12 protein-coding genes and 2 pseudogenes are annotated in these 15,235 nt (G+C 66.6%); 3 read left to right on the forward strand and 11 right to left on the reverse strand.

Annotation, left to right across the window (positions count from 1 at the left end; genetic code table 11):
- Nucleotides 1-11: 11 nt before the first annotated feature.
- Nucleotides 12-1,853 carry a PHA/PHB synthase family protein gene (locus tag ACFPOB_RS22755; protein WP_377800665.1) on the forward strand — a complete coding sequence of 614 codons (1,842 nt, stop codon included), beginning with the start codon at nt 12-14 and terminating at the stop codon, nt 1,851-1,853.
- A 331-nt stretch (nt 1,854-2,184) separates the two neighbouring features.
- Here the strand turns inward: ACFPOB_RS22755 and ACFPOB_RS22760 are convergent, their stop codons facing one another.
- Nucleotides 2,185-3,564, reverse strand: coding sequence for an OmpP1/FadL family transporter (locus ACFPOB_RS22760; RefSeq protein WP_377800666.1), 1,380 nt, complete (start codon nt 3,562-3,564; stop codon nt 2,185-2,187).
- A gap of 466 nt (nt 3,565-4,030) precedes the next feature.
- Between ACFPOB_RS22760 and ACFPOB_RS22765 the strand changes: the two genes are divergently transcribed.
- Nucleotides 4,031-4,879, forward strand: a complete 849-nt coding sequence (locus ACFPOB_RS22765; protein ID WP_377800667.1) for a fumarylacetoacetate hydrolase family protein — start codon at nt 4,031-4,033, stop codon at nt 4,877-4,879.
- 76 nt (nt 4,880-4,955) lie between these two features.
- On the opposite strand, the gene ACFPOB_RS22770 is transcribed toward ACFPOB_RS22765, so the two are convergent.
- The 10 genes and pseudogenes from ACFPOB_RS22770 to ACFPOB_RS22815 form a co-directional block, all read right to left on the reverse strand.
- Nucleotides 4,956-5,696 (reverse strand): alpha/beta hydrolase, encoded by a 741-nt coding sequence (locus ACFPOB_RS22770; RefSeq protein ID WP_377800668.1) that lies wholly within the window; start codon nt 5,694-5,696, stop codon nt 4,956-4,958.
- Between the two features lie 563 nt (nt 5,697-6,259).
- Entirely contained in the window at nt 6,260-7,192 is a 933-nt protein-coding gene (gene argC / locus ACFPOB_RS22775; RefSeq protein WP_377800669.1) for an N-acetyl-gamma-glutamyl-phosphate reductase, read from the reverse strand.
- A 245-nt stretch (nt 7,193-7,437) separates the two neighbouring features.
- The gene (locus ACFPOB_RS22780) at nt 7,438-7,929 is read right to left on the reverse strand and encodes a hypothetical protein (protein WP_377800670.1); all 492 of its coding nucleotides are present in this window, start codon (nt 7,927-7,929) and stop codon (nt 7,438-7,440) included.
- 45 nt (nt 7,930-7,974) lie between these two features.
- Nucleotides 7,975-8,934 (reverse strand): agmatinase, encoded by a 960-nt coding sequence (speB, locus tag ACFPOB_RS22785; protein ID WP_377800671.1) that lies wholly within the window; start codon nt 8,932-8,934, stop codon nt 7,975-7,977.
- 22 nt (nt 8,935-8,956) lie between these two features.
- Nucleotides 8,957-9,235: a hypothetical protein gene (locus ACFPOB_RS22790; RefSeq protein WP_377800672.1), complete on the reverse strand. Its 279-nt coding sequence runs from the start codon at nt 9,233-9,235 to the stop codon at nt 8,957-8,959.
- Between the two features lie 112 nt (nt 9,236-9,347).
- On the reverse strand, nt 9,348-10,103 hold the full coding sequence (locus ACFPOB_RS22795) for an SDR family oxidoreductase (RefSeq protein ID WP_377800673.1): 756 nt from the start codon (nt 10,101-10,103) through the stop codon (nt 9,348-9,350).
- 47 nt (nt 10,104-10,150) lie between these two features.
- Nucleotides 10,151-11,134 carry a TRAP transporter substrate-binding protein gene (locus ACFPOB_RS22800; protein WP_377800674.1) on the reverse strand — a complete coding sequence of 328 codons (984 nt, stop codon included), beginning with the start codon at nt 11,132-11,134 and terminating at the stop codon, nt 10,151-10,153.
- Nucleotides 11,125-12,987, reverse strand: a complete 1,863-nt coding sequence (locus ACFPOB_RS22805; protein ID WP_377800675.1) for a TRAP transporter large permease — start codon at nt 12,985-12,987, stop codon at nt 11,125-11,127. Before ACFPOB_RS22805 ends, ACFPOB_RS22800 begins: the two co-directional genes overlap by 10 nt.
- A 19-nt stretch (nt 12,988-13,006) precedes the next feature.
- Complete coding sequence (locus ACFPOB_RS22810; RefSeq protein WP_092157056.1) at nt 13,007-13,321, reverse strand: NIPSNAP family protein; 315 nt, start codon at nt 13,319-13,321, stop codon at nt 13,007-13,009.
- 394 nt (nt 13,322-13,715) lie between these two features.
- A pseudogene (locus ACFPOB_RS22815) lies at nt 13,716-14,243 on the reverse strand (NlpC/P60 family protein); the annotation flags it as partial.
- Nucleotides 14,244-14,360: 117 nt separating this feature from the next.
- Between ACFPOB_RS22815 and ACFPOB_RS22820 the strand changes: the two are divergent.
- Nucleotides 14,361-15,101 (forward strand): annotated as a pseudogene (locus ACFPOB_RS22820) (acyltransferase family protein); the annotation flags it as partial.
- Between the last annotated feature and the right edge of the window lie 134 nt (nt 15,102-15,235).

Raw genomic sequence — 15,235 nt, forward strand, 5'->3', positions numbered from 1 at the left:
GGAGCGCCGTCATGTGTCCACCTGCCGACGAGAAGGGCAAAGCCGGGCCGAAGCCGGCGGAAACGCCGTTCGCGGACATGCCGGCAGTGCCCGATTTCGAGGCGATGGCGCAGAACATGGGCAAGCTGGTGGAGCAGGCCGGCAAGGTCACCGCCGCCTATATGAGACCGATCGAGCGTGGCGAAGCCAAGACCGGCCAGGCCGACGAGGCCAGCGAGATGGTGAAGGTGCTCGGCCGCGTCGCCGAGCGCTGGGTGAGCGATCCCCAGAAGATCATCGAGGCGCAATCCTCGATCACCAGCGACTTCCTCACTCTCTGGAGCTCGACGCTGAAACGCCTCGGCGGCGAACAGGTCGAGCCGGTGATCGAGCCGGAGAAGCGTGATGCCCGCTTCGCCGATCCGGAGTGGAACACGCATCCGGTCTTCGACTTCGTCAAGCAGGCCTATCTGCTGACGACCCGCTGGGCTGAAGGCATGGTCGAGCAGGCCGACGACCTCGACCCCCATACGCGCGACAAGGCGCGCTTCTACGTCAAGCAGATCGCGGGGGCGCTGGCTCCATCCAATTTCGTCGCGACCAATCCCGAGCTGCTGCGCGAGACCATGGCGCAGAACGGCGAGAACCTGGTGCGTGGCATGAAGATGCTCGCCGAGGACATCGAGGCCGGCGGCGGCGAATTGAAGATCCGGCAATCCGATGCCGGCGCCTTCCAAATCGGCGTCAACATCGCGACGACACCTGGTAAGGTCATCTACCGCAACGACATCATCGAACTGATCCAGTATGCACCGGCGACCGAGACGGTGCTGAAGCGGCCGCTTCTGATCGTGCCGCCCTGGATCAACAAGTTCTACATCCTCGACCTCAACGCCGATAAGAGCTTCATCCGCTGGTGCGTCTCGCAGGGGCTGACGGTCTTCTGCATCTCCTGGGTCAATCCCGACCATCGCCACGCGCTCAAGGACTTCGAGAGCTATATGCGCGAAGGCATCTTCGCCGCGCTAGAGGCGATCGAGCAGGTCACCGGCGAACGCCAAGTCTCCTCGATCGGCTATTGCGTCGGTGGCACGCTGCTCGGCGTGACGCTGGCCTATATGGCAGCGACGCGCGACAAGCGCATCGCCAGCGCGACCTTCTTCACCACGCAGGTCGACTTCAGCCATGCCGGCGAGCTTTCGGTCTTCGTCGACGAAGAGCAGATCCGCGCCGTCGAGGAGCAGATGGCCGAGCGCGGCTATCTCGACGGGGCGCGCATGTCCGGCGCCTTCAACATGCTCAGGCCCAACGACCTGATCTGGTCCTATGCCGTCAACAACTATCTGAAGGGCAAGGCGCCGACCGCCTTCGACCTGCTCTACTGGAATTCGGATTCGACCCGAATGCCGGCGGCGAACCACTCCTTCTACCTGCGCAACTGCTATCTCGAGAACAAGCTGAGCAAGGGCGAGATGCGCGTCGGAGGCAAGCTGCTCGATCTCAAGAAGGTGACGATCCCGATTTACAATCTTGCGACCCGGGAGGATCACATCGCTCCGGCGAAGTCCGTGTTCCTGGGATCGCAGGCCTTCGGCGGCCCGGTGGAGTATGTCATGGCCGGCTCCGGCCACATCGCCGGCGTGGTCAATCCGCCGAACAAGGTGAAATATCAGTATTGGACCGGCCCCAAGCCGGAAGGCGAGTTCGACGACTGGGTGAAGAAAACCGAGGAGCATCCGGGCTCCTGGTGGCCGCATTGGTTCGCCTGGGTCGAGAAGCAGGCGCCCAAGCGCGTCGAGCCGCGCGTGCCCGGCGAAGGCCCCCTGCCCGCGCTGGAGGATGCGCCGGGCAGCTATGTCAAGGTCAAGGCGTAGGAGCCTTCGGCGTTGGCCGCCTATGGTGTCGGCTGGAACCTCCCGCGGCATTGCAGGGCAACCTCGCAGGGCTGAGCCCGCCCCCTGACCACGACGCTTCCCGTCGTTGCGGGGAACAAGGCGACGCAGCAATCCAGGCAGGCGAAGAGCTGTGCCGCGCCTGGATTGCTTCGTTGCCGCTCGCACTGATGGCGTTTCGCCCGGCTGCGTCGTGGTCACGGATTCCGGGCTCGGCGCTGCGGGCTGCCCCGGAGTGACCGCCCGGCCTCCCGCTCAGAACGACAAAAGCCGGCCCGCGAAGGCCGGCTTTTGCTTGTCGCCGCGGCGCGGCTCAGTTCTTGCGGACGACCGGGCGAACCGGGATCGTCTCCGTCGGGGTATCCCAACGATAGGTCAGAGCGGCGGACACGATGTGGATATAGGGCTCGGCCTTGGCCGTGTAGGAGATCGCCCGGAGCGCCGGATTCACGACCTGCTGCGGATGATTGCCGGTGTAGTTCACTTTGGCCGAGTTGACGTGGATATAGGTGTAACCCAGGTCGAGCTTCAGCTTCTCGTTGAGCTGGTAGCTGGCGCCGGCGCTGAGCCAGAGCCGGTCGTTGTCCGAGATGAAGATCTGGCGGTTGTAGTCGTTCACCGCCGAGAGCTCGTAGGCGACACCGGCGCGCAGCGTCAGATCGCGATTGTACTTGTACTCGAGACCCGCCGAGAAATACCAGCTGTCGTCATACTGGAAGTTCAGGCTGGTCAGCGGAACTCCGGAGGCCTGTGCGACGACCGGAATGTTGCGGAAGCGGCTCCAATTGGTCCACTCGACACCGAGATGGGCCTGCCATTGCTCGTTGATGACCTGTGAGACACCGAACACGACCGAATCCGGCAGGTTCAGATTGGCCTTGACCGGAATGACGGCCGTCGGCGTCGCCCCTGTCGCCGTCCGCAAAGTGCCTTCTAGAGTCTGCCGGACCGAGGAGCGATAGGCCAGGCCGATCGTCGTGCCGTCGAACGGGGTCAGCGTCACGCCCAGGCGATAGCCGAAATCGATAGTGTCGCCCTCGATGATCACCGGCGCAGCGTTGGCCGCGACGCCCGCAGCCTGCTTCAGCGACGCACTGAAATACTGAACCTGCAGCGCCGCGCCGACCGACAGCCAGTCATTGACCTTATAGCCGATGGTTGGGGCGACATTGATGGTCCGGACCTTGGCCGAGCGGCCGAAGGTCTGAGCCGCATGAACCTGATTCTCGGGCTTGGAGCGCAGGCCGAACGGCGCGCCGGTGGTGAGGCCGATCCAGAAGCGATCGGTCAGCTGCCAGGCCGAATAGGAGGCCGGGATGAAGGCGCCGTCGCCGCCGATATTGCCGGTGCCGAGCGGGCTGCCGCCTGCGGCCTGGATCGGCACCGTCCGGGGGCCGAGCGGGGTCGGGACAGTAACCGTGGTCGGCGAAGTCGGCTTGTAGTCGCCGTTCGCATAGAGATAGGTGAAGTTCCACTGGCTGTTGCGGCCGGGGAACATGGTGATCGTCGCCGGGTTCCAGGCCATGGCGCCCATGCCGATGCCGCCCGAGGCGGCACCCGCATAGGCCATGCCGAGGCCTTCGGCGCTCTGACCCGAGCGGATCGCGAAAGAGCTCGCCGAAGCCGCGCCGGCCGCCAGCAGCGCCGAAAGCGAGACGGTGGCGGCGGTGGTGAGTTTCAGAAGGCTCTTCATCGCGGCGTCTTCCCCAAGCTGAGGTTCTTGTTGTGGCGGTTGCGGCGAAGCAGGCCGCGGAATCTGTCACCACCATGCCGCCTGCCGGTTTCCGCCGCAATCCCGCCTAGATCGCTGCCAAATTGCCTAGCTCGACCGGCTTTCCGCATCGGCAGGGCCAAAAACGTGCAAAAATGCTGCGTTTCGCGCATCCTGCGGCGAAGCCGGCGATGGAAAAGATAGTTTAGATGCGAACTGTCGCGGATTTTGCCATTGTGCGCCGCAATATAGGCCGGATCGTCGGCTCCGAGCCATGACGCGCTTTCGTGGGGAGCGTTGCATAAGCGCCACAACTCCCGGCACACCCGCAAGCATGGCATGCGTCGCGGCGGGCTTGCATCGAAAGGATAGTCCGCACAGGATCGGCACGACCTTCGGTCTTGTCTTGCACACCTTGTTTGAAACGATTGAAAAAGGGGGAAACGACGTGAAACTGGTTCGTTACGGCGCATTTGGTCATGAGAAGCCCGGTCTCGTCGACGCCGCCGGCAAGCTGCGCGACCTCTCCGCGCATGTCTCCGACCTCGCCGGCGCGGCGCTGAAATCGGCCTCGCTCGCCAAGCTGAAGGCGCTCTCTCCCGAATCACTGCCGCTGGTCGATGGCTCGCCGCGCATCGGCGCCTGCGTCGGCGACGTCCGCAACTTCATCGCCGTCGGGCTCAACTTCGCCGACCATGCCGCCGAGACCGGCGCTGCGATCCCGGCCGAGCCGATCCTGTTCAACAAGGCGCCGAACTGCATCGTCGGCCCCAATGACGACGTCGTCATTCCGAAGAACTCGAAGAAGACCGACTGGGAAGTAGAGCTCGCCATCGTGATCGGCGACGGCGGCTCCTATATCGAAGAAAGGGACGCGATGGCCGCGATTGCCGGCTTCTGCGTCTGCAACGACGTCTCCGAGCGCGAATTCCAGACCGAGCGCGGCGGGCAATGGGCCAAGGGCAAGGGCTGCCCGACCTTCGGCCCGCTCGGCCCCTGGCTGGTGACGCCGGACGAGATCGCAGACGTGCAGGATCTCGCCATGTGGCTGGAGGTCGACGGCGAGCGCGTCCAGAACGGCTCGACCAAGACGATGATCTTCGGCGCCGCCTATCTCGTCCACTATATCAGCCAGTTCATGCGGCTCGATCCGGGCGACGTGATCACCACCGGCACCCCGCCCGGCGTCGGCCTCGGCTTCAAGCCGCCACGCTTCCTCAAGGGCGGCGAGACCGTGACGCTCGGCATCGAGGGGCTCGGCACGCAGAAGCAGCTGTTCAAGCCCTACGCGGGCTGACGCTATCCTGTGCAGATGTGAAGGGCGCTGCCGAACCTCCGGCAGCGCCCTTTTTCCATCCCGGCAGGGCGCGCGCCTATTGCTTTTGCAGCCAGTCGATGACCTCGGCCACCGCAACACGCGGCGTCGTCTGATGGTCGGCCTCGACGACGAGTCGCGTGCCGGAATAGGAGGCGCGATCGTTCATCGCGGGGCGATCGCCCGTGCCGATCACCCACAGCGTCGGAGCGCGGACACCGCTCGCCTGGGCAGCCTGGGCTGCCGGCCCGGAGGGATCAAAGAAGTTGAGATAGGCCTCGGCCGTGGTGGTGATGGGAAAGGTCCGGCCCTGGTTGAAGTCGAGGAACTTCGCCCTCTGCGCCCCCTGCCCGGCCGCGACCATCGCCTTGGCCTGCGCAAGGCTCTCCCCGGTCTGGCTGGCGATGAAATCCGGGCGATGCCCCGGCGCCAGCGCCACCACCGCGTCGACCCCGCCGACGCGAGCGGCGTAGCCCATGGAGATGTTGGCTCCGAGGCTATGTCCGGCGAGCACGATCCGGGACGCTCCACCGGCCTTCAGCCGCGACACGGCAGCCTGCACCTCGCCGAGCGTCTGGTCATAGGTCCTGTAGCCGGACGTCCAGGACATCCGCGGCAGCACGACTGTCGCGCCGCGCGCCTTCAGCGCCTGGGCCAATGGCTGGAGGGGACCTTGTCCACCTGCCTTGCCGTGGATGAGCACCACGCCCGCGCCGCGCAGGTCGAACGCCGAGGCGGGCGCCATCGCGCCGAGCGCGACCGCAGCCGAGAGCAATGGTACGAGCGCGCGGAGCCGCATTGCTCGCAATGTCCAAGAGAGCCCTTGCACGATAAGCCTTCTCCTCATCTTCCGACGATAGCGTTGCGACTATGGGGCAAGACCTCCCTGACGGAAGATCCTTGACCAGATCCGGGCCTGGACAGGCAGCGAGAAAAAGCGCTGCCGGGGCTGTTCGACCTCACCCCGGCAGCGCTAGCGGTCGGGCCTCGGGCACGGCCGCTTCAGTCTCTGTGGTGGCCGTTTGGACCTGGAAACCTGATCACTTGCGCAGGCATCCGCACGCTGGCCGCCCGACCGGCGGGCGCGCCCTCGGGCCGGCGGGCGACATCGCGCCCGTCCTGCGCCGGCTTCTCGACGTTCGCCGCCGCGCGCTCGCGCTCCAGCCTGCGCCGGCTGCGCGCTAACCGCGCCCCCAACGTATCGAATCCCGGCATCGAATCGCCCCCGCTCTCCAGCCGCCTCGCTCTGCTTAGATCGCAAGGAGACATGGCCGCATCCCCCATTTGGGGGGTGCAGCCACTGTTTTGCCGCCAGAGAGAAGGAGGGAAGAGAGATAGAGAGATGCGATTTGACGGCCGGTATCAGCCTTCCGGCAGGCCGAGCATCAGGCGGATGTTCTGCACGGCGGCGCCGGACGCGCCCTTGCCGAGATTGTCGAGGCGGGCGACGAGTACGGCCTGGCCTAGATCGGCATTGCCGTAAACACGTAGCTCGAGCTTGTTGGTGTCGTTCAGGGCCTCAGGCTCAAGCTTGCCGCTCGGATCGGCAGGCAGGACGCTGACATAGGTCGAGCCGGCATAGCGCTCGGCCAGCGCCGCTTCGAGATCGGCTGGCTTGGGCTTGCCGGGCAGCGTGTCGAGATGCAGCGGCACCGATACCAGCATGCCCTGCCGGAAATTGCCGACCGAGGGCACGAAGATCGGCCGCCGCTCCAGCCGCGAATAGACCTGCAGCTCGGGCAGGTGCTTGTGCTTGAGGCCGAGGCCGTAGAGCTCGAAATCGGGCGCGGTCCCGGCCTCATAGGCCTCGATCATGCTCTTGCCGCCGCCGGAATAGCCGGAGACCGCGTTGACGGTGATCGGATAGTCGGCCGGCAGCAATCCGGCATCGACGAGCGGGCGCAAAAGCGCGATGCCGCCGGTCGGGTAGCAGCCGGGATTGGCGACCCGGTTGGCATTGGCGACTTTCGCGGCGAAGCCGGGCTCGAGCTCGGCGAAGCCATAGGTCCAGCCAGGCGCGACGCGATGGGCGGTCGAGGCGTCGACGATCTTGGGCGCGTCGGTGCCGAGCTCGTCGGCGAGGGCGACCGATTCCTTGGCGGCATCGTCGGGCAGACAGAGCACGACGAGATCGACGCCGGCCATCATCTCCTTGCGGGCGGCGGGGTCCTTGCGCTTCTCGGGATCGATGCTCCTGACCACGACCTCCGGCACATCGGCGAGGCGCTCGCGGATGCCGAGCCCGGTGGTGCCGGCTTCGCCGTCGATGAAGATGGATTTCAGGTTCTGGCTCATCGGACCCTCGCAAGGCGTCTGGTGGAAGCGGACCGAACTGGTTGGCTGGCTCTGGAACTTGGCCTTGTCGCAAAACCGGACATCATTTTTGCGACGGGCATAAAAAAACCGCGCTCGGGGCGCGGTCGCGGGCGTTCGGATTAAAAGCCGAGCGTCATCGCGGGCGCGCCGGGGCGGCCTGTTCGATGCGACGTCGGGTCGGGCTCAGGATCATCAGGCGTATATGGGGCAGAATGCGGGGCTGGTCAATCGGCCGATACAGGCTGCCGCTCGGCGCTCATGATCTCAATCCCGAGATGCACAACACTTGGCAACAATGCCAGTCCGCTCAAGTAAAAACTCGGAACGTCACCCCGAAGAAAATCTGCGGGGAATATGTCAACCAGATAGGGGACCAACAGAAACAGCGGAGTGGCAACTGAGATCAGAGCCGACCATCGCATCTTGGGAACTGCCTGAAGCCCTTTTCGTCCGCGCAGAGAAAAGACGCCTGCCAACCTGATGAAGTGGAACATCGTGACAGAGCCGAACACGGCGATGATCGCCATCATCGCGGACGTCTTGATGTTCGACCAGAGCAGCAGATTCTCGTCGCTAAGAGCGTGTATCGCCTGAACAAGATGGAATGGCGAGCCGATCGCAACGAATGCTATGAAAAGAAAGATGCAGGCCACAGACGGGAGCGAAAGCAACCCGAACAGGATCACGAACAGAAATCGGCTTGCTTTCTCAGGCACAGTTCACCCCATCCGCCAGAAGGGCTCATCAGCTCGGACGGAGCACTATCTAGTTGCCCTCTTCAGCGCCAGCGCCTGCAGGTAATGCTGTGCCACCGCGGCTCCGGCGATCGCGGTCGCGTCGGCATGGTCATAGGGCGGCGAGACCTCGACGATGTCCATGCCGCGGAAATCGAGATCGCGGATCGCCCAGACCATCTGCAGCGCCTGCGCCGAGGAGAAGCCACCGGCGACCGGCGTGCCGGTGCCGGGCGCGAAGGCGGGATCGAGCGCATCGATGTCGAAGGTGAGATAGGCGGGCCCCTGCCCCACGCGCTCCTTGATCGCGGCAGCGACGCCGTCGACGCCGAGCGCATGCGCCGCATAGGCGTCGAGCACTTGGATGCAGCAATCGCGCGGCGCGACGGTGCGGATGCCGACCTGGATCGAGCGTTCGGTGTCGATCAGTCCCTCGCGCACCGCCTCCAGCACGAAGGTGCCGTGGCTGATCGCGCCGACGCCGTCGTCCCAGGTGTCCTGATGCGCATCGAACTGGACGATGGCGAGCTTGCCATGGCGGGCAACATGGGCGCGCAGCAGCGGCAGGGTGATGAAATGATCGCCGCCGAGCGTGACGAGCTGGGCGCCGCTGGCGATGATCGCAGCGGCCTCGCTCTCGATGGCGCGGGCGCAGCCCTGCAGGTCGCTGCGCGGCAGGAGGCAATCGCCATAGTCGACCACGGTGAGCCGCTCGAACGGATCGATGCGCGAGGGATATTGCGCATCGCCGTCGAAGATCGCGCTGACGCGGCGCAGCGCCTGCGGCCCGAAGCGGGTGCCGGGCCGGTTCGAGACGGCCAGATCGAAGGGCACGCCCCAGACCACCGCGTCGCAGCCGGCGACGTCCTTGCTGTAGCGGCGGCGCATGAAGGAGAGCGCGCCGGCATAGGTTGGGTCATTGGCCGGGCCCCTGCGGTCGCCGGTGAAGGCGTGGTCGATCGGCGGGGTCTGCGTCGGTTCGGTCATCTTGGAACAGTCCGTCGGAAAGTCAGCGCCGGCCGTTGAGCCAGACATAGAGGCACCAGGGCAGGATCAAGGCGAGCCCGGTCAGGACGAGCCTCAGCGTCGTCCAGGCGACCGGATATTGCAGCGCCCTGCCGTCGAGCTCCGGCACACCGTGGATCAGGCCGAGCGCGAGGGCCGGGGCCAGGAACACGATCAGTGCATTGACGATCCGCCGGCCGCGCGGCAGGTCGCTGCGCGCCAGAGCAAGCAGCGCCGGTACAGCGACCATGCCGAAGGCGATCAGGACGAGCAGGACGCGCATTGAGGCTTCCGGTTGAACAGGGCGGCAGCCGATTTAGCACGGACTGGCCGCGGCTCCAGCCGTCTATGGCCGCTGCCGCAGCCGATTCTGTCGTTTGGACCGCTGAAGCGACCTAGCGGCCGCCGCCGACCCGGATGATCGAGCCGACCATGTAGGAAGCCGCCTCGGAGAGCGCGAACATCACCGCTTCGGCGATCTCCTCTGGCTCGGCAGCACGACGCAGCGGGATGGACGGTGCGATACGCGCGACACGCCCCGGCTCGCCGGTCGACATGGCGTGGATGTCCGTCTCCGTCATGCCGGGCGCCACCGCATTGACGCGGATGCCGGCCGGAGCGAGCTCGATCGCGAGGCCGATCGTCATGGAGTCGACCGCCGCCTTCGAGGCGGCGTACCAGACATATTCGTTGGGCGAGCCGAGCCCGGCGGCGATCGAGGAGATGTTGACGATGGCGCGGTTCTTCGCGCCCTCGTTGGCGAGCAGGGCCTGCGCCGCCTCGCGCGCCACCAGAATCGCGCCCGTGACGTTGAGGTCGATGCAGGCGCGGATGACCTGCGGGTCGGATTTGGCCAGCGGGCTGCTCTTGCCGGTTATCGCGGCGTTGTTGACGACCGCGGTCAACGGGCCGAGCGCCGCCCTGGCCTCGGCAAACACGCGCACGATGTCGGCGAGGTTGCCCATGTCGCCCTGGATCGCGACCGCTTTGGCACCTGCCTTGCCGCAGGCTGCGACGACATCGGCGGCCGCCTGGGCATTGCCCTGATAGTTGACGGCGACATCATAGCCGCGTTCGGCGGCGAAGCGGCAGATCGCGGCGCCGATGCCGCGGCTGCCGCCGGTGACGAGAAGGACGGGACGGTCGGACATGCGGACGGGGCTCCTGATGGTCAACGCGGTATGGATGGCGGCCGGGCTCAAGCGCTGCTGGCGATTGCCTCGATCTTTTCGAGCCCGCCGAGCTTCGGCGCGAACGAGGCCCAGACCTTGCGCGCCCCGGCCTCCCAGCCGGGTCGGTCCTCCGGCTGCACGACCTTGCCGCCCTCAGCTTTGGCCTTGGCCATCGAGGTGTCCTCATCTGCGATGATGAGCTCGTCGAAATAGCCCGCGCCGTCCATGGCCGCGGCGGCGAAGGCCGCCTTGTCCTCGGCGGAAAGACCCTTCCAGAAGCTGGCCGAGACCGCGACGACGCCGGCCGCCCAGATATGGCCGGTCTCGATCAGATAGGGCACGACCTCGTGCAGCTTGAAGCCGACATAGGCCGATTTGGTCAGGTCCATGCAGTCGACCACGCCGGTCTTCAGCGCGTTGTAGGTCTCCGGGATCGGGATCGGCGTCGGATGGGCGCCCAAGCCCGACCAGAGCTCGGTGTGCAGCGGGCTCTGGATGACGCGGATGCGCTTGCCCTTGACGCTGGCCGGCGTGGTCAGCGGCTCCTTGGCGAGGAGATGGCGGGCGCCATAATTGATGAAGCCGAGGACGACGAAGCCTTGCGCCTCGTATTTGCGCTTGAGCTCCTCGCCCAGCGGCCCGGCCAGCACGCGCTTGAGATGGGCGCGGTCGCGGAACAGGAACGGCAGATCGAGAAGCTGCCCGTCCGGCACCCAGGATGAGAGCGCCGAGATCGTGAACAGCGAGGCCTGGACCGAACCGAGCCGCAAGCCCTCGGCCACCTCCTTCTCGCCGCCCAGCGCGGCATTGGGCACGACGCGCAGGTCGAAGCGGCCGGGTGCGCTGGCGTTGAGCTTCTCGGTGACGCGGCGCCAGATCTTCGTCTCCGGCTTGTCCTCGCCGAGCAGCGAGGCAACGGCGACCGGCCTGCCGGCTGCAATGGCCCGGCCTGCCAGAAGGGCGGGTGCGGCGAGCGCGGCTGCGGCAAGGGCGCGGCGGGTCAAAGCCATCGGAACAACTCCTTGAAGGACAGAGGTAGCGACGGCCAGGCCGCCACCGCAAGACAGAGGACGAAGAGCGCGACGAGAAGGCTCGCGAGCAGAGGCAGCACCGCCCGGAAGACCGCGGCCGGCGAGAGCCGCATGATGCCGCTGACGACAAAGACAAGGATGCCGAGCGGCGGTGTCAGCCCGTGGATCATCAGATTGACCACCAGCACGACGCCGAACTGGATCGGATCGAGCCCGGCGGCGATGGCAGCCGGCAGCAGCAACGGCGCCAGCAGGAGGATCGCTGCGCCGATGTCGAGGAAGAGGCCGGCGATCAGCAGGACGAGGTTGGAGAGCACCATCACCGCGAGCGGCCCGCCGCCCAGCGCGGTCACCAGTCCGGCCATCTGCTCGGAGACGCGATCGACCGCGAGAAGGAAGGCGAAGGGCGCGGAGGCACCGATCAGCAAGCCGACGGCCGCCGCCTCCCCCGCCGCCTTGCGCAAGGACGCCAGTACGGTCGTTCCGTTCAGGCTGCGCAGCAGCAGGCAAGCGACCAGCGCATAGGCGACGGCGAGCGCCGAGGCCTCCGTCACCGTGACCAGGCCGAAGCGGATGCCGACAACGACGACGATGCCGAGCCCGATCGCCGGCAGCGCCCCGACAAAGGACCGTGCGCGCTCCGCGCCGCTGGCGCGGGGAGCGGAATCGACGACGCCGCGCACGCTGAGATGGATGCCGATGGCGAGCGCCGCAGTCAGGACCGCCCCAGCGACGAAGCCGCCGACCAGCAACGAGCCGACCGAGAGATTGGTCGCCGCCGCCAGGATCAGGAAGGCGATCGAGGGCGGGATGATGTTGTCGAGCATCGAGACGCCCGCGACGATCGCCGCTGCATTGGCCGGCGGATAGCCACGCGCGACCAGAGCCGGCGCCATCACCTTGGCACCGAAGGCGGCATTGGCGACCGAGGAGCCGGAGGCGCCAGAGAAGAGCACGCTCGCGACCAGCGCCGTCTGGGCCAGCCCGGCCCGAAAATGCCCGACGAGCGCGGCAGCAAAGCGCACCAATCGCTCGGCGAGGCCGCCGGCAGTCAGCAATTCGCCGGCAAGCAGGAAGAACGGGATCGCCAGCAGCAGGAATTTTGAAACGCCCGCCACCGTGTTCTGGACGATGGCCGGTTCCGGCAGCAGGCCGCCAAAGGCGCCCGACAGCGAGGCGCCGGCGAGCAGGGCGAAGGGCAAAGGCGCGCCGAGCAGGAGCCCTGCTGCGGCGGCGAGGCCGGCGACGAGGCTCGGCGTCGCGACGAAAAAGCCGGTCGCGCTGTTCGCCAGCACATAGAGTGCCGCTCCAAGCACCAGTGCGACGAGCGCCGCAGGCCAGGACTGCGCGAGTGCCGCCCGCCAGAGCACGACCACGAGCGTCAGCCCACCGCCGATGGCGAAGCTCGCGAAGCGCAGGCTTTCCGGCAGGCCGAGCACGGTCGAGGTGCCGCCGACCAAGGCCACGACGCTAGCGCCGCCGAGCGCCAGCACCAGCGCGCCGTGGACGGCGATCGCCTCGGCCAGAATAGCGGCGATGCGTCGCCCCGGCGCCGGCAGCAGGTTGACGACGACGTCGAGCCGCATGGCGAGCGCACTCGTCGCCGCCAGCGGCGCACCGACCGCCACCAGCGCGACATTGAGCCAGATCGCGAGTTCGTCCGACCAGACGAGGCCACCGCCGACGAGATAACGACGGGTGACGGCCGCCATCACCACAAGGAAGAGGACGGCCAGGATCGCGGCGCCCAGCCATTCGAGGCTCGCCACGAGCACGCCGAGGCCGCGGCTGCCGATCGGCTGGTCGGACGGTTTGCTCGGCGCAGCGGCCATGGCGGCGCCCGGCACCAGCTCAGCGCAGCGGCGAGAAATGCGTCGGCCGCAGGATCCGGCTGCGCATCTCGAGCACGTAAGGGGCCGCCTTGGCCCGGAAGACCTGCCAGCGCGGATCGGCTTCCATCGCGGCGCGCCGGCGCTCGCGGTCGCCGGCATCCTCGAAGCGCCACATGTGCACGACCTCGTTGACCACGCCGCTATCGGTGGTGAACCAGCCGATCAGATGGCCGAGATGGGAGATCTGCAGCTCCATCCCCTCGGCGACATAGAGGTCGAGATAGTCGCGCACATGGGCGGGTTTGATGGCGTAGGTGCGCTCGTCGAGGATCATCCAAATCCCTCATGGCAAACGGCTGGCCGCTTTGCGGCGAGCGATCAGTAGCCGTCTTCGCGGCAAAGCCCAACCGGGGCGGCACCGGCCGAACCTGCGATCGGCGCATGGCGGCCCTCGCTCGCGGCGAATGGCCGGCCATCGGCGAAGGGAGCACGCGCCAGAATCGCGCCAAGGAGAAGAATGAGCTGCGATCCAGCCTGCCGAGAGGCCCGGCCGCCGGCGGGGTCAGGCTTCGTTGCGCGAGAGGGAGCCGGCGGCGCTCGAAGCGACGCGGCCGCTCGTCGGCAGATCGACGGATGCGGGCCAGCGGATGCCGAGCAGGCGATCCCTTGGCCAGCCAGGTCTCGGTCACGGCGTTGGACTGATTGCCGCCGAGCACGCGAAACGCGTCCTTGCGCTCGCCGGCGTAGAAGCCGACATGGCCAGACCAGCCGGCTTTGGTGCCGCGCCAGAAGACGAGGATGGCGCCGAGCGCCGGCTGCGACAGGGCACGGCCGAACTTCAGCCAGTTGCGGGCGCCGAGCGGGTTCGCCGGCAGCGGCTCGGCCGGCAACGTCGTGCTGATGCAGTGAGCGACGAAGAGGCCGCACCATGGCGTCTCGTCATGGCCATAGGCGAGCTTCAGCGCCCTGGCCCAGCCCATGATCACGCCGGAATGCTGGCGGCCGGCAATCTCGCGCGTCCCCATCAGCCGGCGCGCCTCAGCATGCCAGAGCGGCGCCACCGCGGACGCCACAGCCCCAGGGAAGAGCACGGCCAGCGCGCGGGCATCGGCATAGCCCGTGGCGGGCAGGCCCCGCCTGGCCTGAAAGCTGGCCATCGCGGCTCGGCTGCGGGCGCCCCAGATGCCATCGGCGCCAGCTGGCCCCAGGTCATAGCCGAGCGCGATCAGCGCCCGCTGGATGGCGGTCGTGGCCATGGTGTTGCTCCGGGCATGAAAAAACCGCCCGAAGGCGGCGGATTGTCACGATGACGCAAGCTTGCGCATCGACGCCAACTGTGGTGCTGATCGCCTCTCACTTGGACAGGCCGATCTGTGCGCCACGCGAATTCTTACGACGCTCTGCGCCTCACAGGCGCCGTCAGCGTGTTCTGGAGTCATCAGCTCGGCGCATCAGGCTTTGCGGAGCCAACGGTGCCGCTCCTCGGAACCACGGCCGGCGGTTTCGGTGTCGCTCTCTTCTTTTCGATCTCGGGCTATCTCGTGACCAAGAGCCTGATGAGCAGGCGCTCGGTCAAGTCATATCTCTGGAGCCGCTGCCTCAGAATATACCCCGGCCTCATCGCCTGTCTGATCTTGACCGTGCTCGCCGGTGCCATGGCCACGCGCCTGCCCGCGACGGCCTATTTCGCCGATCCGCAGACATGGTCGTTCATCTGGCGTAACCTGCTTTCGATCTTTGTTGATCGGCAGTTCACGTTGCCGGGCGTCCTGGAAGACGCACGCTGGCCGGCAGTCAATACTCCGCTCTGGACCATCGCCTATGAAACCGCTGGCTATCTGCTGATAGCAATTCTGTTCCTCATAGGTTCGCCGAGCGGGTTCAAGGCACGGGTCGCAGTCGCCTCGACCGCTGCCTTGATCCTTTACGTCGTCATCTACGCGACCGTGCCATGGCCAGAGGATAGGTCAATCTGGTTCACGAGGCTCGAACCGCACTTCGCCGTCCGGTTCGCAGTTCCGTTCCTTACTGGGGCCGCGGTTGCAGCGCTGGCTGCAGAACGCTACGCCCTCGCCGCCGCGGGATTATTGGCCATTTCTGCGGCAATGCTCGCTGGAACCGTGGCTTATGAAGCGTGCGCCTGGGCTGTAAGAGTCCGTCCCGGAACTCATGACGCTCGCGCGATGCGGCGGATAAGAACCATGGCGGCGGCTGCGTAGAGGAAGGCCGTCGCGGAGGCGATGGTGGC

The sequence above is a fragment of the Allobosea eneae genome, assembly GCF_042657265.1.
Lineage (GTDB): Bacteria > Pseudomonadota > Alphaproteobacteria > Rhizobiales > Beijerinckiaceae > Allobosea > Allobosea eneae.

Coding starts and splice junctions, on each gene's coding strand:
- ACFPOB_RS22770 (WP_377800668.1), bottom strand. CDS start 5,696: ATGCGGCTCCGCGCGCTCGTACCATTGCTCTCGGCTGCGGTCGCGCTC.
- ACFPOB_RS22755 (WP_377800665.1), top strand. CDS start 12: ATGTGTCCACCTGCCGACGAGAAGGGCAAAGCCGGGCCGAAGCCGGCG.
- ACFPOB_RS22790 (WP_377800672.1), bottom strand. CDS start 9,235: ATGCGCGTCCTGCTCGTCCTGATCGCCTTCGGCATGGTCGCTGTACCG.
- speB (WP_377800671.1), bottom strand. CDS start 8,934: ATGACCGAACCGACGCAGACCCCGCCGATCGACCACGCCTTCACCGGC.
- ACFPOB_RS22800 (WP_377800674.1), bottom strand. CDS start 11,134: ATGGCTTTGACCCGCCGCGCCCTTGCCGCAGCCGCGCTCGCCGCACCC.
- ACFPOB_RS22760 (WP_377800666.1), bottom strand. CDS start 3,564: ATGAAGAGCCTTCTGAAACTCACCACCGCCGCCACCGTCTCGCTTTCG.
- argC (WP_377800669.1), bottom strand. CDS start 7,192: ATGAGCCAGAACCTGAAATCCATCTTCATCGACGGCGAAGCCGGCACC.
- ACFPOB_RS22805 (WP_377800675.1), bottom strand. CDS start 12,987: ATGGCCGCTGCGCCGAGCAAACCGTCCGACCAGCCGATCGGCAGCCGC.
- ACFPOB_RS22810 (WP_092157056.1), bottom strand. CDS start 13,321: ATGATCCTCGACGAGCGCACCTACGCCATCAAACCCGCCCATGTGCGC.
- ACFPOB_RS22795 (WP_377800673.1), bottom strand. CDS start 10,103: ATGTCCGACCGTCCCGTCCTTCTCGTCACCGGCGGCAGCCGCGGCATC.